Annotated in this window: 12 protein-coding genes and 2 tRNA genes; 2 read left to right on the forward strand and 12 right to left on the reverse strand. The window is 47.2% G+C overall.

Going from position 1 to position 25,930, the window contains the following annotated elements; genetic code table 11:
• Window positions 1-34: 34 nt before the first annotated feature.
• From F1379_RS05185 to F1379_RS05220, 8 genes are all read right to left on the reverse strand, one after another.
• A complete protein-coding gene (locus F1379_RS05185; protein WP_150267093.1) occupies window positions 35-1,156 on the reverse strand; it encodes a serine hydrolase domain-containing protein in 1,122 nt (373 codons plus the stop codon).
• On the reverse strand, window positions 1,153-3,168 hold the full coding sequence (locus F1379_RS05190) for a carbamoyltransferase family protein (protein ID WP_150267095.1): 2,016 nt from the start codon (window positions 3,166-3,168) through the stop codon (window positions 1,153-1,155). The genes F1379_RS05185 and F1379_RS05190 overlap by 4 nt, the downstream gene beginning before the upstream one ends.
• Window positions 3,165-7,664, reverse strand: coding sequence for a non-ribosomal peptide synthetase (locus F1379_RS05195; protein WP_162551081.1), 4,500 nt, complete (start codon window positions 7,662-7,664; stop codon window positions 3,165-3,167). The genes F1379_RS05190 and F1379_RS05195 overlap by 4 nt, the downstream gene beginning before the upstream one ends.
• Window positions 7,657-8,661, reverse strand: a complete 1,005-nt coding sequence (locus F1379_RS05200) for a cysteine peptidase family C39 domain-containing protein (protein WP_150267099.1) — start codon at window positions 8,659-8,661, stop codon at window positions 7,657-7,659. The genes F1379_RS05195 and F1379_RS05200 overlap by 8 nt, the downstream gene beginning before the upstream one ends.
• Entirely contained in the window at window positions 8,651-12,079 is a 3,429-nt protein-coding gene (locus F1379_RS05205) for a non-ribosomal peptide synthetase (protein ID WP_150267101.1), read from the reverse strand. The genes F1379_RS05200 and F1379_RS05205 overlap by 11 nt, the downstream gene beginning before the upstream one ends.
• 58 nt (window positions 12,080-12,137) lie before the next feature.
• On the reverse strand, window positions 12,138-17,735 hold the full coding sequence (locus F1379_RS05210) for a non-ribosomal peptide synthetase (RefSeq protein ID WP_162551082.1): 5,598 nt from the start codon (window positions 17,733-17,735) through the stop codon (window positions 12,138-12,140).
• Window positions 17,736-17,985: 250 nt separating this feature from the next.
• A tRNA-Lys gene (locus tag F1379_RS05215) sits at window positions 17,986-18,058 on the reverse strand.
• A 12-nt stretch (window positions 18,059-18,070) separates the two neighbouring features.
• Window positions 18,071-18,146, reverse strand: a tRNA-Ala gene (locus tag F1379_RS05220).
• 208 nt (window positions 18,147-18,354) lie between these two features.
• Between F1379_RS05220 and F1379_RS05225 the strand changes: the two genes are divergently transcribed.
• Window positions 18,355-18,720: a VOC family protein gene (locus F1379_RS05225; RefSeq protein ID WP_150267106.1), complete on the forward strand. Its 366-nt coding sequence runs from the start codon at window positions 18,355-18,357 to the stop codon at window positions 18,718-18,720.
• Window positions 18,721-18,802: 82 nt separating this feature from the next.
• On the opposite strand, the gene nifB is transcribed toward F1379_RS05225, so the two are convergent.
• From nifB to F1379_RS05245, 4 genes are all read right to left on the reverse strand, one after another.
• Window positions 18,803-20,158, reverse strand: coding sequence for a nitrogenase cofactor biosynthesis protein NifB (gene nifB, locus F1379_RS05230; RefSeq protein WP_239004564.1), 1,356 nt, complete (start codon window positions 20,156-20,158; stop codon window positions 18,803-18,805).
• A gap of 75 nt (window positions 20,159-20,233) precedes the next feature.
• Complete coding sequence (locus tag F1379_RS05235) at window positions 20,234-21,118, reverse strand: ABC transporter ATP-binding protein (RefSeq protein ID WP_150267110.1); 885 nt, start codon at window positions 21,116-21,118, stop codon at window positions 20,234-20,236.
• A 34-nt stretch (window positions 21,119-21,152) separates the two neighbouring features.
• The gene (locus tag F1379_RS05240; RefSeq protein ID WP_150267112.1) at window positions 21,153-22,691 is read right to left on the reverse strand and encodes a nitrogenase component 1; all 1,539 of its coding nucleotides are present in this window, start codon (window positions 22,689-22,691) and stop codon (window positions 21,153-21,155) included.
• Between the two features lie 47 nt (window positions 22,692-22,738).
• Entirely contained in the window at window positions 22,739-24,118 is a 1,380-nt protein-coding gene (locus tag F1379_RS05245) for a nitrogenase component 1 (protein WP_150267115.1), read from the reverse strand.
• A 716-nt stretch (window positions 24,119-24,834) separates the two neighbouring features.
• Between F1379_RS05245 and F1379_RS05250 the strand changes: the two genes are divergently transcribed.
• Window positions 24,835-25,920, forward strand: coding sequence for an ABC transporter substrate-binding protein (locus F1379_RS05250; RefSeq protein ID WP_150267117.1), 1,086 nt, complete (start codon window positions 24,835-24,837; stop codon window positions 25,918-25,920).
• Window positions 25,921-25,930 lie beyond the last annotated feature (10 nt).

Below are 25,930 nucleotides of genomic sequence, written 5' to 3' on the forward strand. Positions count from 1 at the left end.
GTACACGCCGCAATGATGAACTCAGCCTGTACGCTCAATACTTCAGACTATTTATGAAAGAACCCGCTAAATGCTTGAGCACAAACGGCAATGTCCGGCTAAGGCCCAGTTTTTCTCGGTAAAAATCTGTTATTGTCCCGACAATGCTCTCCAGCCAATCCATTGTTACTTCATTAACGAAGCCAAAACCATTGTTACTGTTCGTTAATACGGCCATTCCGCTTTGTTTCTTTGGAAGAAGCATAAAACGGGATACACCACCTATGTTAATACCGTCATGCATGACAATTTTAGTGGAATTTGTGATCGTGTAAATGTAATAGCCGAGCCCGTATGGGATGTCTCTCTGCACCCGTGAGTGCATGGCCTGTATTGATTCCCTGCTTACAACTTCTTCCCCGGCTTCATTATTTCCTGAACAGTTCATCTCCAGGAATGCGGCAAGATCCTTAATCGTCGTATATAATCCTGCCGCAGCACTTTCTTCATATGACCTATGCCGCAATGAATTTCCCCATATTCCGTACGGAACCGAAACCTTCTCCTGAACCGCTTGACTCCTTACGAAGCTGCTGTCCCTCATCCCCAGCGGAAACAGGATTTCAGCTTGCATATACTGGTGAAAGGGCTCTCGGGTAAGCTGCTCGACTAGCCGTTGCAGCAATGTATATCCTCCGCCCGTATAGATAAAGGACGTTCCAGGTTCATTGTTCAATGTTAAATTTCCGGTTGCACGCGGATTCAAGAAGACGGCTTCTTGAAATGCATTACTCGGCATACTGATTCCGTAATAATCCTCACGCATTAGTCCTGAAGTATGGTTTAAGAGCTGCCTTACAGTCACTTTGTTAAATTCATATTGCGAAGATTTCACCCTCAAGTCTGGCAAATAGGCAATGACAGGCGCATCTATATCTAGGAGGCCACGATCATGCAGTCTCATCACTCCCCATGCCGTTAAGCTTTTGGCGATGGAGCCTGCTTGGAACAGGGTATCCGGCAGGACTGCCTGGTACTTCTTTCTATTCCGGTAACCGTAGCAGCGAACGAATACAGTCTGGCCCTCAGACACTAAAGCTACCGAAGCGCCAGGTATACGGTATTTTCGCATCAACCCCAAACATTTGGTGTCAAAATCTTGTAAGGAGGCATTCATACTTTCGCGGCTTCCGGCTGCATAATAACCAGCCTTTTGTCCCAAAGTCCAAGCAGCTCAGACACAAGCTCTTCTGCCTTCCCGTCTTCTACATCCTTATCCTTGGACAAGATATCTTCTATGGTTTGTTTACCGTCAGTTTTGCCAAGGAACTCACTGCAGCGTTCAGAAACAGTGATCTTCGCTTTATCGTCGTAATTAACGGTCAAGTAATGGCTTACTGTAGTATCCTCGGAATCTGTTTGTTGGGTAGACTTGTTTAACTCCACATATTTGGGTATGGATACCGCCAGCCGGTAATAATCCTTTATATGGACTATCTTCTTCGAGATGATATAATCCCCCACAACCAAATAATGAAGCTTCGTCGTCAAGTAACAGACAATTGCATCCGCTACGGAATCCACAATTGGCTCTGCATGGTTGTTAAATGATGTATTCAAAAGAATATGAACTCCTGTACGCTGGGAAAACTGATGAATAAGCTCCCAATACTTAGGGTTAGTCTGCTTGGATACAGTCTGAATTCTGGCAGTACCATCGACATGTGTGACAGCCCCAAGCAACTTCTGCTTCTCTTCCTTCACATCCAAGACGTAGTTCATAAATGAATATTGGGCATTGCAATCTGGGATTCGAAAATATTCAGCAAGATGTTCCTCCAGCACCGATGGGGCAAATGGCCGGTACCCTTCGCGTTTCTTAACCATCTGGTTAATAATTTGCTTGTTCTCGGCCGGTCTTGGATCCGCCAAAATACTTCTGTTTCCCAATGCTCTGGGACCAAATTCCGAGGCACCCTGCACCCATCCCAATATTTTGCCCGCTGCCAATAAGTCTGCAGTGTCTTCAATGATATTTTCCGACTTTTCAAATTCAATGAAGTCTTTCCATTTCTGCAATTCGGAATGAACCGAGCTATCACTACCTATATCAGGTCCCCAGTACACACTATCCATCTGCTTTGTTGAACCGCGGCCGGTCTGCATTCGATTCCAAACTGAAAGCGCGGCCCCCAATACCGCTCCCGCATCATGTGCTGCAGGTTGTACGAATACCTCCTCAAACAATCCTGAGTATACAATTTTCCCGTTGGCAGAACAATTATGGGCGACTCCGCCTGCAAAGCAAAGCTTGCTGTGTCCTGTCTCGGCTTTATAATAGGACAGAAGATGCATAATAATCTCTTCCAGCGTCGTTTGAATGCCCGCTGCCATGTCTTGATGAACTTTGGTAAAAGCTTCTCCCTTTCTTCTCGGTTTGGAAATACCGAACAAGATCGGATAGATGTCGTTGATAACGTATTTCCCCTCCGGCAGCAATTGAACGATTTTATTAAAATAGCGTTTATATTTCTGGGGATCCCCATAAGGTGCCAGTCCCATCACTTTGTACTCATCATTCGCTCCATAACCGAGATACCGTATAGATTGAATGTAAAAGTTACCAAGGCTCAGCGGCACCGGTATTGTGTACAAGGTTTCTGATTTTCCGTTTCTCCTGCTCTGAACCATGCCGGCACTGTCATCCCCCATGCCATCCGTAACCAGAACAAGACAATCATCAAAACCCGACATAGCATGGGCACTCTCTGCATGCGCCTCATTGTGTGATACAAAAATCAGCTTGCTGTCATCGACATGCTGGCCAAGCGCCTCATATAACATGCGCTTGATATAATACCGCAAATCGTAAAAGTCAGGTTGAAGGGGATTATTCAAAAATTGCTCCTGCAGATTCAAGTTAATGCTAAATTCCTTATAATTAACGGCTATGTAATCAATGTCGTCCAGAGTCAGCCCATTGCTGCCCAGACAATACCGGACAGCTTGAATAGGCGACTTATTGGAATGTTTAATCCGGTCCAAACGCTCCTGTTCAACAGCAGCAATCACCTTTCCGTCGGTTATTAGAACCGCAGCGGAATCATGCCCTGAACCGGATATACCTAACTGGTGAAACATATTTTCATGCGGTAAGGCAACAGAAGCGGAGATGCCTAATATATTCATATCAAACTTACTCCTTTCGCGGATGTTTCCCCGAATAGCAGGTCCAACTCGTCTTGAGATAAATCAGCATCAATGAAATCCGAGGGCGAAAAAGTAAATCCCTGATTTTGTATGCAAAAACGTACAACCTTCTCTATCCAACATTGCCATTGTTCCATAATGGTGCAGATGAATTTCGTTTCAAGAACATCTTCGCTGTACTTCGCATACATAACTAGCTTGCCATTTTGAATAAAGCAATTAATTTCCAGCAAGCAGGTCACATATCCGTGCAGTACATCCTCATCTAATGTCACACCAAAGCAAGCATTGTCGTGCATAAATTCACCTAGATAGTTAAACCGGATCCACAGCTTTTCAATGCTATCTTTGTCATCCCAAACTTTACAATGACCATATCCAATTCCCTGGTTCGGCACTTTGCGCATGGTCTCTTTAACCGACCTAATCAGCTGTCCTAATGACTCTTGATCCTGCTGTATTTCAAAAACAACGGGATACATATGGGTAAACCAGCCTACGGTATTGGTGATATCAATATTATCCAGCTCGATTCCGCGCCCGTGGGACTCCAGTTCAAATATAAGCTCCTCCGGGTTCACTGCTTCCTTAAGTGTCATGCTTAGAGCAGCAATCAGCAATTCATCGACACTGGTGTTATAAGGAACATTGGCATCTTTCCTCAGCTGCGCTGTTGTATCGGAATCAAGTTCCCTGTGAATCAGCACACTGCCCCCCGGTTTAGCACAAGCATTAAAGGGGATGCTAGGTAACCGTGGCTTCAACGAGCGTGACCAGTATTCCGTTTCCTCATCAAATCCACTTTTTCTAGAGTGCCAATATTCGACCCAATCACGGTATGAGCTCCCTTTAGCCGGCAATCTGTAAGACTGATGAGCATTTACCTGCTCCATCAGCGTGTGAATATGCTGAAGAATAATACGCCAGGACACGCCATCGACGCCTAGATGATGGACCATTAATAACCAGATATCTTCAGCCTGGTCATCCCGGAATATACAGGAGCGGAGTAATAGGCCATTGCTGATGTCTATCGTTGAAGCTAACCTTGTTTTCTCCTTTTGTATAGCATCCTTCCTGGCCTCTCCCCTTAGGTTTGTTACATCAATCTCGACAATCTCAGCTTGTTCTTTACAAGAACGGTTGTAGAACAGTGTCTTACTCGCCGCATCGTAATTTAATCTCAAGCTATCATGTTGCAATACGATTTCATGGAGGATCTGTTGGAGTGGATTGATGTCCCAGCGGCGCTTCAAGTTCAGCTTTATGGACTGGCAGTATTCATTTGGGCGTTCATTTATTCTAGCAATAAACCAATTGGCAATTGGCGGTAGCGGCATAGCTCCGTCAATGAGTGCCTGCTGCGTCCGAGTGTCCTTCACTGTCTCTACATAGGTAGCCATATCCTTTAGAACAGGATGCTCCAGTATATCCTTAACCTTCAGGCGATATCCCTTGTCGCTTAGATACGAGGATACTTGTATGGCCTTAATGGAGTCTCCGCCTAAATAATAGAAATTATGGCCCGCCTGAACTTCAGTTCCGATTACAGATGCCACTACCTCAAGCAAAGCCTTCTCAGCTTCCTGCGGTTCCTCATCAGCTGTGGTAGCTGTAACGGCTCGCGGCGGCACCGGCAGGGCTGCTAGATTTATTTTGCCGTTTTTCGTCAAAGGAACCTCATCTATTCTTATATATATTGCAGGTATACTGTACGAAGGCAATTTAGTTGCCAGATATCCGCGCAGCAGCCCTTCGTCAATATCGATAGAAGACATATAATAAGCTGTCAGCAGCAATGAAGAACCCACCGGTATCGGAGCTGCTTTTGCCCATTTCAAGTGGGGATAGGCGTTGAGCCATAAATCAATCTCATGAAGTTCAATCCGATACCCGTTAATTTTGACCTGATCATCACAACGGCCTATGTACTCGACACATTGATAGTTTATAAATTTGGCTATATCTCCGGTGTCATATAACCTCCCTGATAACGCATTGCCCTCAATAAAACGGTCAGCCGTTAATTCCGGCCGGTTCAAATAACCCCTGGCCAATCCTTCTCCACTTATATACAATCTGCCCTCTATTCCAACCGGAACAGGTTGTAGATGCTTGTCCAATACGAAAATCTGTGTATTGGCAATTGGAGTGCCGATCGGTACGGAGCCCTCCTGCCCCCGCACCGGTTTATAGCGGTAGATCATGCAGCCGACGGTGGCTTCTGTCGGACCATACTCATTATATATCGCTATATCTTTTCCAAAGCTTTTACGTACACGCTCTACCAGATCTACTGAAAGATTGTCACCACCGATGATTAATGCTTCTATATTAGACTTGCTGTTATCTATGTCTGCTAAAAGCATAAGGTGCGCAGGAGTCAATTTGGCAATACTGCATACATTTTCCGCAGCAATCTCTTGAATCGGATTTGACCCACCGGAATCACTGTATATCCGGATGCCGCCCCCGCTGATCAGGGGAAGAAAAATGGAAGTTACAGTAAGGTCAAATGATACCGACGAATACAGAGGGAAAACCTCATGCTCTTTAGAAATGTATTCATTTTTCGCCCACCAGATATAATTGAATAAGGAGTGATCTTCAATCATGACGCCCTTAGGTTCTCCCGATGATCCTGATGTATAAATAATATAGACCAGACGGTGGGGATCATAGCATACTTTAGGAGGATACGCTGCCAGGCCGTCAGAATAAAGACTCCGGTTGTCCAGCCGTATAACCTCCACATCTGCCTTCAAGTCGGAAGCCAGCTCCATATTCGTTAACACTACTTGCACTTCAGAGTCCCGAAGCATATAAGCCAGTCGTTCTGAGGGGCATTTAGGATCAATTGGAAGATAAGCTGCACCAAGCTTTAAGATTCCCAAAATGCCGGCGATCATCTCAATGGAATGCTCAAACAACAGCCCGACGACACTGCCCTCGGTTATTCCCCGGCTTTGAAGCATTACTGCCACCCTGCTCGCTTTCTCCGCCAGCTCCTGAAATGTGATGTTCTCTGATCTGCAGTATATAGCAACTCGTGCAGGAGTCTGTCTTGCTTGAATGTCGAACAAATCGATAACACTCGTCTGCTCAGGAAATTTGCACAGGGTATTGTTGTACTCGGTAACCAATAAGCTCCGGTCTTGCTCATTCACTAAGGAAAGATCACTGACGTTATTCCCCTCGTTATCCAGGATGCTGTTCATGATTACACAAATCCCTGAAATCAACCTGTCAATCTGTATATCCGTATAAACCGCAAGCTGGTAATCAACATCAAGCTGAATACCGCAGCTCCCGTTCCAATCCCGGACAATGAGCTGCAATGCATACTCCTGCTCGCCGTTATAGAACTCCGTATATTCTGTCTTGCATCCATTAAAAGAGTCTTCCATTTGAGTATTGTAGTAATTAATGCTGGTTGTATATAGTTGACTGGCATCCAGTTCATTAAGCAGATAATTATAAGGGAATTTCTGGTGTTTATAGCTTCTTTTAAGGCACACATCAATTCTGCGAACCATTTCAACTAGGGTATCTTCCCGTTCTATGGTAAAGCGAAACGGAATAGAACTTACGCACATCCCAAGAACCGCCCGTTCTTTCTTGCCACTGCGGCCATATACAGGTATACCCACTACGAGTTCTTCATTTCCGGATATTTTGTAAAGGTATAACAGATACATTCCAATAAATAAAGCATTTACTGACAGTGAATTCCTTGTACATAATTCATACAGTTGTCTTGTTAACGACTCAGACAGCACATGTGTCTTGCGTCTTCCCTCTAACCCATTGGATGCTGCCGCTCCCTCTGGTAACAGGCCTCTAAACTGTTCTTTCCAGTAAATTCTGTCCTTATGAAATTTCGCAGATCCCAAGTAGTCCCTCTCCGACTGCAGGAAACTCCGATAGCTGGAATCACTAGATTCCTGCACGATCTCCCCTTCATGAAGCAAGGCATACCTCCGTTTAATTTCTCTGGAGATAATCTGCATAGACCATCCATCCGAAATCATATGATGAAATTTCCCAAAATAACCGCAGGTTTGGCTGTCTAAACGAAATACGGTAAAGGAATATAACGGTGAGTTCTCCAAGACAAAGGGCTTCAGTTGATCCTGAACCCACATCTTTAAGGCTTCTTCCGGCTGCTCTGTTCCGAAGAAATCTATGAAACCAACATCTTCGCAGCTGTCTTCGGCATAATATTGCACCGGTACCTCATTATTTCTGGTCAGACGAAGCCGGAAAGTATCATGCGCCTTTGTAAATGACAATATGGCCTCTCTCAACAAAACCTCATCTATGTCTCCAGTAATTACCGAGTATCCACCTATCACAAACATTGGAGAGTCGGAATAGATCATCTGAGTTACCCACACCCGCTGCTGCGGTTGGGTCAATGGATAAAGTGGGTATCCTTTTTCCATAGGCTTCATCAATCCTTTAGGATTATTCACTGTATACCTGCTCGTAATAATGCTGCTGGAGCTCAAGCATTTTTGCCATCCAGTCTTTAAGCTTCGCGAACTTTTCCGCATTGTATTTTTCCGTCAGAGTGAACTTTACTATGTCTCTCCTTACACTGTTCCATAACTCTAATATCCCGTCCTGTGTTTCCACGAGACTCTTACAATTTAATCTTTCCCATTTGAATTTCTCTGCCTTCAGATCATTAACAATCTGGTTCATAATTGTTGTATACTCATCAGCCTTTTTCTGCAGCGCTTCCTTTGTCATAGCTGTCTTCGTCATATCCGTCAAAAAAGATGCCAGTGTGTCAAGCCCCTGATAAACCGCAGCTTTGTTATGCGCAAAATGGTTTAAGAAAAGCGTTTTATAATCTTCGGTACTATGGCTTTCATATATATTTCGAACCATTTGCTGATTTGAAAAGCAATACAGGGACGGCAGTTGAAGCACTCTGCGGTATCTGCTCATATATCCTTTATAGGCCTGTACCAGTTCTTCGTAAGAGACCGCCTTTTTTCCGTACCGCAGGTTCTCCAGCTCTTCCTGCTCAATGATATGAAACACTCTTTCTTCCTCATCGAGGCCGTAAATAATCCATGTATGTGGTGTATGCATCTTTTGAAAGGTATCTTTTCGTATGGAGGCAAAGAAAACATCCACCCAGATCACTACAGGACTATTTTTTTTGATGCTGCCGGTAATACCCTCGATTAATTCGCTGTCTGATTCGTAATCATGCTCTGTTATGAGAATCCCCATATCCCGGATGATTTGTTTCAGATCCTTACTCGAGATATACTCCATTCCAAATAGATGCCCCTGCTTACTGCTGATTGTGCCAAAACGGATAATATCGTTCACTAATAAGGGCATAATGTCTAGACCAAAAGAGTCAATGACCGAGAAGAGGGAATTAAACAGGCAGCTTCTGTAATACAAACCGCTAAAAGGCGCTATATAATCCATTATCAACTTAGTATCCATTTATCTCCTCGCCCTTTGCTTCCCCAAATTGAAGAAAATTGGACAAGCCCTCTATTGTTCTATACTTATAAATATCAGCATATTCTACAGACATGTTATTCTTCTCAAGCTCAATCTCCAATTTAATCGCCCTCAGTGAATGACCGCCAATCTCGAAGAAATCTTGATTTACACTGACTCTGTCCATACCCAGAATCGCTTTCCAAATCTCCTCCATTTTCCTCTCGATTTCATTTCTCGGAGCAATGTATTTCTGGGAGTCATCCGGATTTCCCCACGGCTTAGGCAGGGCTTTTCGATCTAATTTTCCATTAGAATTTAGCGGAATAGCCTCTAATTCAACAAAATATGAGGGAATCATATATTCAGGTACTTTACTGAGCATAAACTGCTTTATTTCTGTTGTTAGAAGTTTTTTAGATCCCACATAATAGGCGGATATCCATTTCTCATTGCCTTCTTCCCCGTCTACAGTTACAACTGCCTCATGGATATCTTCATGGTCAAGCAACGCATTCTCAATGTGCCCTGTCTCAATGCGATAGCCCCTTATCTTCACCTGTTGATCCATTCTACCAAGATATTGAAGGTCACCATTGGGGAGTCTTCTGGCATAATCACCTGACCGGTAGAGCCTTTCTTCAGCCCGATAAGGATTATTCACAAACTTTAAGGCTGTCAATTCGGGATTGGCCAGATAGCCCCTTGCAACGCCCAATCCACCAATGCAGAGTTCTCCCTTTAACCCATCCGGTACCAATTTCATATCATGATCCATTATATAAGCGGATAAGGTAGGAATTGGTTTGCCAATATTGCTTATCTCAGCATCCATATCTTCATCTGTCAGTTTCTTGTATGTAACATGTACAGTAGTTTCCGTGATTCCGTACATGTTAATTAATGCTGTACCCGGATATTTCAGCTTCCATGTCTTCAGCATCGCCGGCTTCAGTGCTTCACCGCCAAATATCACATATCTTAGCCGCAGCTCCTTATCCTCTACTCTGGAATCCAATTCCATTAATTGATAGAAAGCGCTGGGCGTCTGATTCAGCACAGTTACGTTCTCGTCTTTAAGCAGCTTAAGGAACTTCTTGGTCTCCTTGGCCTTGTGATCCGGGACGACAATCAGCTTGCCGCCAAATAATAATGCCCCATACATCTCCCATACCGAGAAATCAAAACAAGGAGAATGAAACATCGTCCAAACATCATCTTCGTTAAAGCCGAATAATGTTTGTCCATTCTGCATCAGACTTGTTACATTGCCGTGCTCTACCATAGTGCCCTTCGGAAATCCGGTTGTACCAGAGGTAAAGATTACGTATGCAATATGTTCAGACGTTGATATGGATGCGATCCTGTCTGTTTGGTTTGACCGGAAATCATTTAAGCAGCTGCAACGTTTATGCAATACCGGACTGAAGCCAGCTGTTCCGGCATTCTTATCGACTGTAAGCAGTACATCATACCGGAATTTCGTCAATTCATTCTCAAGTGTATATTTTTTTTCAGAGAATATCGCTTGCTGAATTCCATTCACATTCACTGATAAATCCTCAAAATACCCTTTATGCAGAAATAGTTCACGCGACCAGTCGGTTTTAGTCCTGTATTTCATTTGCAGGTCTGCCTGCTTAAATTGTTTCAGGGAATGGATCAGATCATCCCTTTTTTCCAGGTCCATCACATCTCCGATGAAGATTACCCCATTCTCTTTCATAAGAGAAATAGCTTGCTGTATAACCTTCCGCAAATAGTTGTGCCCGTTGAAGCACTGGCAGACACTGTTTAATATGACGATGTCAAAATCCTTCTCATCCAGTATACCGATATCATGGGCAGCAACCGTTGCAAGCCTGATATTATCCATTCCCCGATTCCTAATTTTCTCTGCATTCTTATGAATAATCGTCTCAGACATATCGGTACCGTAATAAAATCCTACATGGGGAGCTATTCTGAACATACTGAGCCCGCTGGCGCATCCGATTTCCAGAACACGGGATTCAGGCTTCAGATACGTTGCCAACTTATGATACACGTTATCGGAATACTCTTTCATTTCATCGACAGAGAACTTCTCGCCTGTATAGCTATTTATCCATGCGCCTCCGGCTATATCATCCTCTGCGTTCTCACCGATATGCTCCCATGCACTCTTACTCATCAATTCATTTTCAGTTTCCTCTGCCTCCATATAGACATCATCGGTGTCCAGACATACATAATCACTGAATAAAGGACACTCCCATTGGAGTTCATTTAACAATTTAATATACCTTTTGGAGGAGATGACGATGTTTATCCCAGAGTCGTTAATCATACTTGCTATGTGATCCTTGGGATAATCCGGATGAATAGGCACATAGGCTCCGCCTGCTTTAAGAATGCCGAGAAAGGATTTTATTAGATCCATATTTTTGTCCAGCAGCACTCCAACCAGCGAGTCCGGCTTTAAATCATAATGTTCTCTCAAGAAATGAGCTAGAATATTGGCCTGCTCATCCAGTTCTCTATAGGTTAGCGATTCGTGTTCATATACGACAGCCACCTTGTCCGGTGTCCGATCCGTTTGCGCCTCGAACCATTGATGAATCGTTGCAGGCTCCGGGAGCCGGATGTTATCCGCCACACTCTGGGACAACAGCGTTTCTTTCTCGGCTTCAGACACAATATCCATACCGGAAATGATGATGCCGATATCGGATAAAGCCTGTCCCGCTAAGTATTTGAAGCTCTCCGCAATTCTCACAATTTCTCCCGGTGTATAGAAGTTTGCATCAAATATAATTTTGCCTGCCAATCCATCCGGGGAATTGCTGAACCGGAAGGTAATGCGGTTGCTGCTGCTCCATAATTTCACTGTGTCGCCGTTCTGATGGATCTTCTCGTACACAAGCATAGTGTGAAAGACCGAGGGCTCCTGCATCGATAGGTTTAATTCATCCATGACAGTTGATAGCGGGTAGTGTTGGTTTTTAAATCCCTCCGCTACCGTCTGCTTGACTTGGTTCAACAAGCTTCCAAAGGTATCGTCAGGTTTCACCTGATTTCTAAACAATACCCCTTCACCAGCCGCTGTCACCTCTCCGCTTCCTGCCAGCACCGGTGCCCCGATTATAATATCCTTCTGTCCTGTACATTTATAAATGAACACGTTCAATATACTCAGCAGAAAAGTATACATAATTAATGGATGGTCCAGATGATATTTATGCATCGTATCAGAGCTAAGCTGACACAACTCAAAGCCGAATTCCTCTCTGTCTCTATCCTTTTGCCTACTTGGGACGGCGGAGCCCGGAAGACTCGGAATTTGCATTTCGCCGCTCAGTGTATCCGTCCAGTATTTCTTGGCGCTAATATATTGCGGCATTAATAAAAGAATATTTTCATTAATAACCTCACTCAACAATGAGACCTCCTTTGGAAATGCAATCCTCTACTGTGTCCCGGGGCCCACGGGAAGACTAAAACCTAATTCCTCCAATATCCTCTAATTCCTTTAACCATGCCCCTCCGCCAGTACTGAGCGGCATTCCTTGGCCATCAGGTGCAAATAATTGAATCTCTTCGATTCTAACATTGGAATCCTCGGTAACCATTCTAATAATTCTAATAAGGTGATTGGCTAACAGGGCCACCGTTTCTTGCTTAAAGAGCTTTGTGCTATACTCGAACACCACACTTAATTGATTCGGCCGTTCCATTACATGCAGCATAAGATCGAACTTTGAAGTGCTTATATCCAAAAGGTATGGCTCTAAATTCAAGCCCCGGAGCTGCATATCGGCCATCTCCACATTAAGCAGATGCAGAACTGTATCAAATACGGGGTTTCTTCCAGGGTCTCTTTTGGCATCCAGTTTAAGCACGAGCTCATCAAACGGATAATCCTGATTCTCAAATGCCTGAAGCGAATTCTCAGTAACCTCTCTAAGGAAACATGAAAAAGTTTTAGTGCTTTCCGGATAATTACGCAATGGCAGCATATTCACAAACATACCCAGTGTGTTATCTAATTCCGTTGACGGCCTTCCGGTAACCGGCGAACCAATAATAATATCTTCCTGCAAGGAATATTTTGACAACAAAATGTTATAGACCGTCAGCAAATACATAAATAACGTAGTATTGCCCTCGGAGACGGCTAACTCCAGTTGTTCTTTAAGCGCCTGATCAATGACAATTTCATAACGACTGCCTTCAAATTCCTGCACCGAAGTTCTTCTATAATCAACAGGAAGGTTAAGAACAGGAAGCTCGCCTGACAACTGATTCAGCCAAAATTCTTCTTGTTTCCTCAGCTTGTTATCCCTCAATTGACGATTTTGCCACTCGGAGAAATCTTTATAGTGCACATTGATTTCCGGTAGTACCCTTCCATCGTATAGCGCAATCAAATCTTTCACCAAGATATTCATGGATGTACCATCCGAAATGATGTGGTGCATATTAAATAACAGGATGTTCAAATTATCACTCACTTCGATCACTGCCACTTTAAAGAGAGGCGCTTGTGCAAAATCAAACCGGGTAATCTGATTTGTGACGGAAGCATGCACATTCTCCCTCAGTGCCCGGTCCACTACTATCTTGAAGGCAATGTGCTCGCCGATCCTCTGAACATACTCACCCTCTTCCAGAACAAAGGATGTCCTTAAAGCTTCATGCCTGTTGATAAGAGTGTTTACCGCCTGCTGCAGTTTGTCGATATTCAATGGCCCCTCCGCCCAAAAGGCTTCCGTCATGCAATAGCTTTTACCGGACCTGTCCAGCTTGCTTGCTATCAGCAGCCGCTTCTGAGCTGAAGACAATTCATAGTAATCCTTTTTCTCCGCTTGGGGGATATGGTTATATCCGATTATCTCCAAAGATTTAATGTATGGTGCTAAATCCTTAATCGTCGGTTTCAGGAACAGCTGCCTTAACGGAATATTAACCTGCAATTCCTTATGCGCTCTTGCCACAAAAATAGCCGCCTTTAAAGAATGCCCGCCAAAATCAAAAAAGTTATCCGTTAATTTGATCTGCTCTACACCTAAAATTTCGCGCCACATCAAACTTAATTGATTCTCAATGCTGTCTAACTGATCCGCGGAATTCCCTTCAAAGCCGTCATTGTTCCGCTCGAAATCAGGCAGGGCTTTCACATCGAGCTTCCCGTTTATGGTAACCGGAATTGCCTCAATACTCGAAAAAAAGGCAGGCACCATATAATCAGGGAGCGTCCTGGATAAATATAGCCTCAGGTCATTCAGGTCACAATCACCGTTCTTAACAATGTAGGCATGCAGGACATTCTCTCCGGTACGATCCGGTTTTACCAATACCAGAGCTTCCTTAACCAATGCATGCAGCATCAACAGCTCTTTAATTTCTCCTAACTCAATTCTGAATCCGCGTATTTTAACCTGATGATCGATTCTTCCATGGAAAATTATATTTCCATCCTGATTCCACTCGGCAAGATCACCGGTACGGTACATCCGTTCCTCAAGTTCAAATGGATTCCGCACATATTTGCTGTCAGTCAACACAGGATCGTTCAAGTATCCCTTGGATACACCGCACCCTGCAATATACAAATCGCCGGTATAGCCTACGGGCAGCAAATTGAGGTCTCTGTCCAAAATATAGGATTTATAATTCAGTAACGGCTTACCAATTGGGATAGTGCCATCACTCTCATCCTGCCTGCATTCATAAAGTGTTGCATTTATTGTCGTTTCGGTAGGTCCATATATATTAAATATTTTCTCAGCATTAATCGTTTTCCGAATTTTTCCTAGGAGGGACTTCGAGAACGTCTCCCCACCGATGAACAAGTATTTAATAGCTAAGAACGCCGCGTCTGGAATTGTAGCGAGAAGCGCTTCCATAAAAGTTGGAACCACATTCACGACATTAATATTGTTCTTCTCCATGTGATCCCATAACAGAACCGGGTTCTTCTTAACATGATCTGAAACCAAGTACAGCCTGCCGCCAGTAGATAATGAAAGAAAAATGTGCATTACGGAAACATCAAATGTGAAATTGGCCAGCAAAATATAGCGAAGCGGCTCATGGATATGTAATGTCTTTTGAAGCCCTAAGATCTGGTTAGTCAAATTCGAGTGCTGTACCATTACCCCTTTAGGTTTGCCTGTGGAGCCTGAAGTATATATAATATATGCGGTGTTATCAGGCATACATCTTCTGTGGGGATTATCTCCTCTTGCACAGCTCAATATGTCTTGCATTTGATCCATAATTAATATTTCCCGCTTCTGCTGTAAAGCGACCTTAGACGGCGAAGTCTCCGCAAAGGCTATGCCCTCCATCTTGTGTAAAATCTCTTCAGCGGGTAATTTCCCGTCATTCTTTAACATCTCTTCAATAAGGGCGTTAAGTGTCTCTTCACCTTCGCCAAGCAGCGCCAAGTCAACATTGCTGTCCTTCAGCATGTGATTATAGCTGCTTGTCGCATAGGGTCCGCCAGAGATAATCGGTACATCAACACCCCACTGTCTCATTAATGAAACTGTTTTATGAAAGAAGTCCTTATAAAAGTTTAAGGTTCTAATGCCGATAAGATCGGGCTGAAAATCCGTGATTAGCTTCTTCAGCTCCTCATAACTGTCGAAATCAATTCTTGATTTGGCGATTTTCCCTTGAACAAGTCCTCCAAACTTGTTGTTTACACTCGTCATTAAGTACATTAAGCCGAGAGGAGGCTCGACTACATCGTACATAATATTGCTGTCTTTAGTGAAGTATTGGGATAAATCAAGCAACAACACCTTAAAGGCTCCCTGCTGCGGCTCTTTTTGACCAAAATGTTGCTTAAGCTTGTTATTAAAATCACATACAGTACCATAATCATCCGCTAAAAATTCGGCGTCCAAATCCTCTCTTCTCAGCCCAATGTAATCTAATAAATCCCCGAAGCTGTTAATATCAATGGGTAAATAGCTATTGTATTTCTGCACGAGTTCATCTTCAGTCAAGACCTTCATCTGATAAGGGAGTACTTGCATTAATCTCTCCTTATTAAGAAAATACTCGTTAATAAACTCGGATTGGTATTTTTTCGTAAAGCTTTTTGGGAATGGAAGCGTTTTAGGCAATTCGTGATAGCCCAAATCGGCTGATTCTTCAATGTCTTGCGGCGAAATTCCATTGGCAACGGCTATCCTGGCCATTTCGGTATTAGGGAATATCTTTAGGATATGAATGTATGGAAAATGAATCCATTTAATCTTATTCATGAATTCCAAAGAAGCCAGGGCTTCTTCCTCGGTTTCCGTTGGAATTCCATGCAGCAATTGTAGTTCCAAAATTACATGGGGGTACTTATCAATAATATACTCAACATTCTCTTTCAGCCTGCTGATATTGAGGTTTTTACGGATGAGTTTCTGCAGCCGCTTAGAACTCGTCTCCAAAGCGAGGTCCATGGTAACTGTTCCCGCCTTGACCATAAGATCAATATATTCCTTGCTCAGAATGTCTCCCCGAATTCCGTTAGGAAAATGAAGATGAACCTTCATCCCGCTTTCAATAATCATCCGGTACAATTGTTCGCTAACTTGGATATTGAAATTCGGCAGATCATCAACAAAGGTAAATCTTCTCACTCCCATATCGTAATAGAGTTTCATCTCATTAAATATGTTATCAGCGCTTCTAATGACATAATTGTCAGGCCAGATTTTAAAACAGTACGCACAATTAAACATGCAGCCTCTGCTGAATTGTAACGCTATACTGTTCTTTACCATTGCCTGTCCTATGTAGGGGCTATACTTTTCATAGTCAACCAAGGATCTGTCCGGGATTTGCAAGCTGTTCAAATCAATAATTTGCTTTCTGGGTTGGGTTACATAAATGCTGATGTCTTGCATATCCAAATTACTTAATCTTGTATAGGAAAATTGGTTAATCAAAGTGTCTTTACTTATCACAAACGTTGCCTGACATTCATCAAGCATCGCCACAACTCGATTCTCCGGAAACTCCGGACTGATCGGCAAATATGCGCCTCCAGCTTTCAGAACCGCCAAGATAGCGATAATCATCTCAGGTGAGCTTTCCATGATGATACCAACCACACTGCCTGATTGTAATTCTCTGGAAATTAATGCATTTGCCAACTGGTTTGCTCTGTGGTTTAACTCCCCGTATGTCAGTACGATATCTTCAAAGAAAATAGCTTCTCTGTCCGGTGTCTGCTCGGCCTGCACTTCAATAAATTTAAATACAGGCTCGGTAATAGGCAAATCACATTCCGTACTATTAAATCCATGAAGCAGCAATTCAGTCTCTTCCTGGTGAAGCAAATCAAATTCGCTTATTCTTGTGTTAATGTTTGCTGCGGCAGCTTCGATCAGCTGAAAATAACGGCCTACAAAATCAGAAACCATGCTTTCTTTAAACAGTTTATTCTTGTAATGAACCGTTAAGCGGAGGTGATCTTCCGCATGTCTTTCAAAGGCAAAAAACATATTGTAATCAAGTGACTGAACCTCAGTAAGACTATGTATATTGGTTAATGCCAGAATGAGACTGTCGATAAAATTAGCGTCCTGCAAATCATAACCTATTTTCTCCAAAACAAGATCCATGGGATAATTCCGGTTTTTGTTAGCGTTAACAAAATTCTCGCTGGTTTGTATCAATAAATCTTTGAAGACGAGCTCTGTATTGGACCGGTCAAAGAAAAGCACCTTATTATTTGGGATTACAGCATTATTGGATTTAGGAGGATTGATATTTAGCAAAGGGGACACTATCAATAATGAGTCGTTCTGAGTTAGTCTGAACATAGTCGCTTTAAAGGAAGCCAAGAGGAAAGCGAACAAGGAAATATCAGAATTCTTGCACAGGCCCATTATCTTCTTAAACACTTCTTGTGTGAAATCAAATTCCAATTGATTGATCTTGTTATCCAGGGAATTCGAATTATACGCGCTGAACGGCAAAGTGGTTTGCGGTATATTCGGAGGTATCATTCTGAACCAATACTCCAGTTCATCTTTATAAGCGTTCTGGTAATACAATCTGGTGTTAACATCGTAGTTCATCATGAAGCCCCCATAACTTAAAGTTTTCATTACAGGTTATTCCGGGAGTCGATTACAATGCAGGAACGCACCGTTTTCAATCATTTTCTAATTAATTATTATTATTATCATAAAGGGCATTTTTTGTAAATGACTCTTTTGATAACATGTTAATATATTTATTTGTATATAAAATATATCACGCAGCAGCAGACCGGGTATGATGACCGAAACAGCAAAAAGAACGGCATCTCTGCCGTTCTTCTTAGGATGGACTCTCAGGGGCTCGAACCCTGGACAAATAGATTAAGAGTCTACTGCTCTACCAACTGAGCTAAGAGTCCATATGAGGTTATTGGTGGAGCCAAGGGGGATCGAACCCCTGACCTCATCGCTGCCAGCGATGCGCTCTCCCAGCTGAGCTATGGCCCCAAATGATAGCTTCTAATGTTTACTTAAGTCGCTCACAAGAAATGATTATACAGACTATTTCGAAAGATTGCAATACTTTTTTAAAAATTCATATTCAGGACATATCAACGTGCGCGATGTGAACGTTTGAGTCAGAATTACTCGTGGAATAGCAGTGAAATAGTATAATGAGACAATAAGACTCAATTCTAAGGAGGGCTAACCAATCATGAACTTAACGATGAATTGGATTACACTCAGAGTAAGCGATCTGGAGGCGTCTTTGAATTTCTATCATCGTATCCTGGGGCTGCCGATTGAACGCAGATTTGAGAGCAGCGGCAAACAGATTGTCATGCTGGGTCCGGAAGGGCAACCCAAGGTTGAACTGATTCAAGGCAGCGATCCGGCGCTTAAACCGGAAAGCGGCGTATCCGTCGGTTTTGAGGTGGAATCGCTGGAGCAGGCGATCGAATACCTGAACAGCCAGGGCATTCCTGTTGCCCGCGGGCCGGTCGCGCCTAATCCCCATTTGCGTTTCTTCTATATAATAGACCCGGATGGCTTCGAGGTACAATTGGCGCAGCACAATTAGGCCATTCAGCAAAAAACGCGGAGCACACAGCCAGTCAGGCCGGGTGCTCCGCTTTGTCGTGCTCTGGAGCAGCTAAACAGTGTTACCGCTGCTGCACCGGGGATGGGCATGCCCCCACAGGGGAGCATGCAGCGGAGGTGAAATAGCGGTTATACTTGGCACATTGCTCCAGAAGCTTGCCGATCTCTCCCTTGCGCGCCAGCGCCGTCAGACCGGCACGCGCCAGACGCTCGGCCGGTCCGGGCCCGATGGCTGCGCACAGCACGATATGACAATCCTGCAGCAGCGTAATCGTCTCCTCCAGAATGTCCTCCTTGCTAGCGTCCCCGCAATCCGCTTTGCCATTGCAATACGCCTGGATCCGCCGCACGCCCAGCAGCTTCTGCTCCTGCCCGGACACCTCATAGACGAGGAATTCGCGGGCATGGCCAAAATGCACATTCACCTGGCCGCCGCCGCGTGTAGTCACGGCGATGCGCAAGGCGTCCCGTTCCCCTTCCGCTCGCTTATCATTCTCGCGCTGTCTACGCTCTGCAACGGTCTGGTCCAATTGCAGCAGCACCTCCTCGCGCACGGCCGGGTCGTATTCCCGGCCCGGCAAGGCTTCTCCCTTCCAGCCGAGATCGTCGCCGAGCAGCCCGACCGCATCCGCGCGGCATTGGCGGCAATGGCGCATCACAGGCATAACCGCCTCGCTCCGCGCCTGCACCTGAAGCGCCAGCGACGGAGCCGGCTCCGTGCGGCCTTGTGCCTCATACAGGCTGCCCGGAGAAAGGATCAACGGCATGATATTGTGGGAGAATGCCCCCGCATCCTTAACCGTCTCGGTCACATCGAGCAGATGGCTGTCATTGACGCCGGGAATCAGGACGGAGTTGACCTTGACCTTGACGCCCCGCTCAGCGATCCGCCGGATACCCTCAAGCTGGTTCTGCAGCAGGAGCTCCGCCGCAGCCAAGCCGCGGTAGGCTTTGCCGCGGAAGAACACGGCGCGGTATACCTCCGCCCCGATGTGCGGATCGACGGCATTTACCGTCACCGTCACATGTCCGATCCCGTAACGGACGATCTCGTCCGTATAATCGGGCAGCTTCAGACCGTTGGTGCTGAGGCATAGCTGCAGATCGGGCATTCCTTCAGACAGCAGTCTGAAGGTTTCGAAGGTCTCCTGCGGGTTGGCCAGCGGATCGCCGGGTCCGGCAATGCCAACCACCGTCAGTTGCGGCAGCGATACCAGCGTGCTGCGCACCTTGTTGTACGCCTCATGCGGCGACAGCACCTTGCTGACGACGCCGGGGCGGCTCTCGCTGACGCAATCATATTTAATGTTGCAATAGTTGCAGTTGATATTGCATTTTGGCGCTACGGCCACGTGCATTCGGGCAAAATAATGATGGGCCATCTCATCGTAGCAGGGATGACGCGATGTGTTCGTCACCACTAACACCACCTTTTCTTCTGTGTTGTTTCGCATGCCCGGGCCCATTATTGGGAATCGGGTTCTAATCGGTTCCTATAGCACCGACGATACAGGCAGCCGTTCCTCAGCCGGCGCAGCCTCCGGGCGGTGGTACGCGGATACGGCTGCCTCCGGCTGCACCCCGGTTGCCTCTCCGCCGGCCTGCAGCAGCTCCCACACCCGGTGTCTGATGCGGCTGTACTCCGGCGCCGCCTGGGCGTCGGCTACGCGTCTCGGACGCTCCAGCGGTACGGGCACAATCTCCCGCACCCGGCCGGGGTTCGGCGACAGCACAACGACGCGGTCGGCAAGCGCCACCGCCTCATCGATGCTGTGGGTGACGAATATAATCGTCTTCCCCGTCTTCTCCCAGATTTGCAGCAGCTCATCCTGCAGCGTCTCCCGGGTCTGGGCATCGACGGCTGCGAACGGCTCATCCATCAGCAGCACCTCCGGGTCATAGGCAAGGGCGCGGGCAATGGCCACGCGCTGCTTCATGCCGCCCGAGAGCTCATACGGGTAGCGGTCGGCGAAGCCGCCAAGGCCGACCAGCTGGAGGAAGTGGTCGCTGATGGCCCCGCGCTGCTTTTTCGGCACCTTTTTGATTTCGAGCCCGAATTCTACATTCCGCCGCACCGTCCGCCATGGAAACAAAGCATAGCCCTGCATGACAATCCCCCGGTCAAGCGCGGGTCCGGTAATTTTCTTCCCGTCGATAAACAGTTCTCCGGCTGTCGGGGCAGCCAGCCCGGCAATCAGATCGAGCAGCGTCGATTTGCCGCAGCCGCTGGAACCGACGATGGTCAGAAATTCGCCTGCACGGACGGTCAGGCTGATATTCTCCAGTGCGGTAAAGCGGCTCTCGGCACCTTCACTGCTGCGGCGGGTATATACGCGCGTCACTCCACTTACGGATATTTTGTGCTGGGTGTGGGACATTTCTGCTTCCTCCTTTGTTAATCAGTCCTGTTCTTCAATTGCTGCGTACCGCTGTAGCACCGGGATTATCAATGTAAGTGAACGGGTCCTGCTCATACCAGCTGTCGCGGTAAGGCAGACGGGTATGCCGCTCCAGATTGCGGTTGAACGAGTGGTTCCGCAGGATGCGGCTTACGCGGCTCCCCACCTCGTATGCCCCTTTGTAACCGAAATAGACATTGCTCTGGCCGAAGAGCGGGAAGATCGGATACCCTTGCTTGGCTGCGGTTCCGTTGACGCCAATATGGCCGACGAACAAATCCGGCTTGATTTTGCTGAGCAGATTGGCCTGCTCGAACACCTGGCCCGCTCCGACATTGAATACGCGGTCCTCTGACCCCGGCACATCCTCCAGATATTCATCCAGCAGCAGCGCACCGTATTTGTCAAAATGGTATCCGCGCAGCCCGAGAATCTCCATGCCGAGATCATGAAGCAGTTCTCCGGTCGTCAGGATACGCACCTCGCCGCCGGCGATAAACGCCGTCTTGCCTTTGAACTGGGCGCGGAATGGAGCCAGCGCTTCGTTCAGCTCTGCCGTCTCCGCTGCGATCAGCCGTTCCGCCTCCTCCTCGATGCCGAAGAACGCCGCGATATCGCGCAGCCATTTATTCGTATTGGCAATGCCGATCGGAATCGTGCGAAGCACATAAGGAATTCCGTACAGGCGCTCGAGATGCTCCGCGAAATAATCATCATGTGTGGCGCAAATACTCACATTCAGCGCCGCCTCGTGGGCATGGGAGAAATCATCCGGATGGGCATAGGACGGCAAAATCCGGACATGAAGCCCCAGCGCCCGCAGAAGCCGTACCAGCTCCTCTTCATCCAACCGGCTCATCGAGCCGACATTCAGCAGATTGATCGTCTTGGCGATTCTCTCCCGGTAGGCAGCCTCCTCCTCGGCCGTCCGCTCAGGCTGCGGCTTCTTGTCTGCATCCAGGCCAACCAGATTGCGAATCAGCCCGTGATAGACGGAGTCATAGGCGGTGGCCTGAATTTTGGTCTTGAACCCTTCGCAATGAATCGGGACGATCCGGGCATTCACCTGACTCTGCAGCTGGTCCAGGATGCCGTCGACATCATCGCCGATCAATGCGGGCACACAGCTGTTAAAGACTAGAATGGCCTCCGGCTGAAATTCGCGCTCCGCCTTCAGCACCGCCTGGCGGAGCTTCGCTTCTCCGCCGCTGATCACATCGAATTCGGACAGATTGGTATTGATCCAGCGCAGCCCGGCCGCCGATTTCTGGCGCAGCTGCTGAAACACCTTGCCGATACCGGCGTTCTGAATCAGATTGCCGCCGCAGCCAATAGGACTGTGGATGACCATGACTGCATCCCGCAGTGTGCTGATCATCGCTAAGCTCAGATTCAGCTGGCAGCCCTGGGTCTGTGAGAAGCTGCGCTTGGCAGTATACAGACAGCCCTTCTTGGCATCCTCCGACAGCTCGCAGCAGGTTCCCCCATAAGCCCCGCAGGCGGCCAGCCGGTCCTCGCGCACCGGCGGCACTTTATGCCTGATGTAGTCCATCTTCGCCATCTCCCTTGTTATATGAATAAATTATTGCATTAGCAGCCTTAGCGGTGCGCAACGACAAGACTGAGCAGATCCTCGGCCAGCGTCAGCCCGCCTGCATACCCTGCGTACGCCCGGTGCAGAACGACCCGGTTCGATATCGGGTAGGTCACAGGAAGCAGCGGAACCTTGAGCCGCTCCGCCGTATCACGGTCCATGGCACTGCCGACGATATAGCCCGGAGTAAAGCCGTTGCCGTATTTCCCTTCACCCGGTGCGGGCCAATGACGGTTGATATGGCCTTCGATTGCAGAAGCGTCGGTCTCATAGACAATCTCCGGCTGCAGGCCGGACTCATAATCACCGAACGAAGCGATGACCTTCGCCTCCTGTTCCCCGTTCAGCACATCGGTGATAATAACCAGCTCCGGCAGCCAGCCGATGTCATCGGCAAGAAAGCGGGTCAGCGCCTGCGCATAGTTAGCGTCTCCTACTACGGTGGCATAACGCTGAAAATCCAGGTCATTATATACATCCGCCAGCCGCTCCAGATAGGAATAATACACCGCCTGCTCTTCGGCAATCAGCGCTTCAATGACTTCGGAAGCTACGCCGAGTGCCCCGCCTACCTGCCGCAGGAAGCGCGCTGTACCATGGTCGCCGATCGGCAGCGGTACCGTTATAAACGGTACGCCGTGAATTTTCTCGAACTGGCGGGCCGGTGCAATACCGTAGCAGTCGGAGACGACGATATTAAGCGAGCTTCTTGCAGAATGCTTCAGATTGTCCAGTGTCTCGCCTTGCCCGAAGAATGTATTCACACGGAACCCGAGCTTGTCGAGCAGCTTCTTCAACGCCTCAAGATTGCCCTTCCAGAACACATCCTGCATCGGTACAATCCCCCACAGGTTAACGGTTGAAGGGTCTTGGACCGGCGCCCTCTCCACGTAATCCTTGAACAATGTCTCCAGCACAATGTCGTAGCCGTAATAAGAGTTCCCCTTGAAGCTGACCGTCTCCGCCGCTACCACCGGCAGCTCTCCGCCCTTGAACCTCTTGGCGACAGCATGTACATCGTCACCGATCATCTCCACCATGCAGCCTGTCACGACAATGTACAGATCCCCGTCCATGACTTTCAGCGTATTCTCAATCTGTTCGCTGAGCCGCCCCTCCCCGCCAAAGACGATATCGCGTTCCGACACGTTTGAGCTGGGCAACGCATGCCCGCCGCAATAATTCCCCCCGTTGTAGCCCGAAGCGCCGCTGAGCGCGCCGGCCAGATTGCCGCCGCAGCCTGACGAGGAATGCAGAATCGAGATCGCCCGCGGCAGGGACTGGATGGTTCCGATGGCTCCCCCCAAGGCGCAGACATAACGCGGACGCTCAATGACTCGGCCCGTAAAGACTTGACCACCCGATGATCCGGTATAAGTGGACATGAAGCAACTCTCCTTTCGTTTATCGCATGCAGCCCAAAAAAGACTTGAACCGAGCGGGTATTCCGTTCGTCTCAAGCCTCCGGTGATCCGGTGGGCCGGGTAAATAGCGCGGTCTGCAGCGCATTTCCAGGGAATGTGAAAACCATCACAAATATAGGCCGGGATTGACATGGCTTCCAGGATGAAGGCCCCTCCGGTTCAATCCGCCAGCTTGCCATCCCAAGATAACTTTTCCCGGCGATAGCGACAAAAAGCCGGACGGCTGCCAAAGCAGTCATCCGGCTTCCGGATTTCCGGTCTGCCGTGTCATTATCCTATTATTCCCATATGCTTTCACGTATTATAGATCGCCCTCCACATCCTGTCAACGATGAAATTAACAATCCCAAGGTTGAACTCAGGAAAGAATTGACATATAATCACCGGTCCTAAAAATCAGCTGGGTAAAAGTTACAATTTTTCGAACTTGCTGTTTTGTGTACATTCATGCGTTGACAAAAATCAAAACACTAAGTTAAGCTTTGATCCATAAATCTCATAAGAATTATCGGATTAACGCAGTTGACCAGTTAGCTGGAGACTAGGCGCTTCCTTTCCGGAAGAGCGCCTGGTCTCTTTTTATTATTTGATCCCGGGGCAGGTGATGCGACAGGGCGGTTCAGCGCAGCTTAGATTGTATTATTTTGTATAATCATGAATTTAAAGGAGGTTTACTCATGGCACGCGGCAAAAAGAAACTGGTTATTTTATCTGTAGCCGCCATCCTGGCGGCTGGTGGCATCGGCGTGGGCAGTTACCTGGGCCAGACAAAAAAAGGGCTCGGCATTCAAGGCGCCGCAGGCTTGCAGAGCTTGAAGAGCGAGGGCTTTGACGCTGCTAAATCAGGCAAGAAGGTGTACACCATTAAGACCGATACCAAGGTGAACTGCTCCTCTACGCCATGGGTTATCGCCGAGAAGAAGGGCTTTTTCGCCGAAGAAGGAATCAATATCGAGTATACGGGCGAGCTGACCACCGCTCAGATACTGCCTTCTATCCTGAACGGCACGAACAATGTCTCCACGGCCCATGTCAACAATATCGCAACCTACATCGCCGGCGGTGCAAAAATCAAGGGGGTCACAATCGGAGGGTCTGAGCCGACGCCCGAAGTCGATGACAAGTACCACCACATGAAGTATTATGTCAGCCCAAAGCTGGGTGTGTCCTCGCTGGAGGAGCTTATCCAGAAGAAGAACGGGGAGAAAATCACGATTAACGGCACCGTGCCGAGCTGCACTACTTTTATCGCCACCCATGCATTCGACCATCTCGGCTTTGACCGCGGTCAGATCAAGTTCGTCGCCTTTGAGAGCGATACGGCCGCCTTGCAGGCCAACGAGCAGGGTAATATTGATATCGTCGGCGTTCACCCTCCCTTCTACAAGCTGGCCAGTGACTCCGGTCTGATTGAAGTGTTCGATACGGCGGACACGGGACTTGGTGAAGCGGCTGGTACTACCTTTTACTACTTCACGGAACAGTTCATTGCGGACAATCCCGAAGCGGTCCAAGGCTTTGTCAACGCGGTTAAGAAAGCCCAGGCCTGGATCGTTAATCCGCAGAACGAGGAAGAAGCCATCAAGCTGACCGGCGATTATATCGGCCAACCGGTCAATGCCGTGCATTACTACTACACCGGCAAAGGCTTCCAGGATAAGCTGATCCAGCCGTGGATTGACGATCTCGTCGTATCGGGAGCGCTCAAGAAGGACCAACTGCAGATCAGCGACCTGATCACGACTGAATTCGACGAGAGCTGAGTGCTGTCCG

Source organism: Paenibacillus tepidiphilus (genome assembly GCF_008635795.1).
Classification (GTDB): Bacteria; Bacillota; Bacilli; order Paenibacillales; family Paenibacillaceae; genus Paenibacillus_AQ; species Paenibacillus_AQ tepidiphilus.

Excerpts from the sequence above, each read along its gene's own strand:
- F1379_RS05225 (WP_150267106.1), top strand. The coding sequence starts at position 18,355 with ATGAACTTAACGATGAATTGGATTACACTCAGAGTAAGCGATCTGGAG.
- F1379_RS05185 (WP_150267093.1), bottom strand. The coding sequence starts at position 1,156 with ATGAATGCCTCCTTACAAGATTTTGACACCAAATGTTTGGGGTTGATG.
- F1379_RS05235 (WP_150267110.1), bottom strand. The coding sequence starts at position 21,118 with ATGTCCCACACCCAGCACAAAATATCCGTAAGTGGAGTGACGCGCGTA.
- F1379_RS05210 (WP_162551082.1), bottom strand. The coding sequence starts at position 17,735 with ATGAACTACGATGTTAACACCAGATTGTATTACCAGAACGCTTATAAA.
- F1379_RS05245 (WP_150267115.1), bottom strand. The coding sequence starts at position 24,118 with ATGTCCACTTATACCGGATCATCGGGTGGTCAAGTCTTTACGGGCCGA.
- F1379_RS05250 (WP_150267117.1), top strand. The coding sequence starts at position 24,835 with ATGGCACGCGGCAAAAAGAAACTGGTTATTTTATCTGTAGCCGCCATC.
- F1379_RS05240 (WP_150267112.1), bottom strand. The coding sequence starts at position 22,691 with ATGGACTACATCAGGCATAAAGTGCCGCCGGTGCGCGAGGACCGGCTG.
- F1379_RS05190 (WP_150267095.1), bottom strand. The coding sequence starts at position 3,168 with ATGAATATATTAGGCATCTCCGCTTCTGTTGCCTTACCGCATGAAAAT.
- F1379_RS05200 (WP_150267099.1), bottom strand. The coding sequence starts at position 8,661 with ATGGATACTAAGTTGATAATGGATTATATAGCGCCTTTTAGCGGTTTG.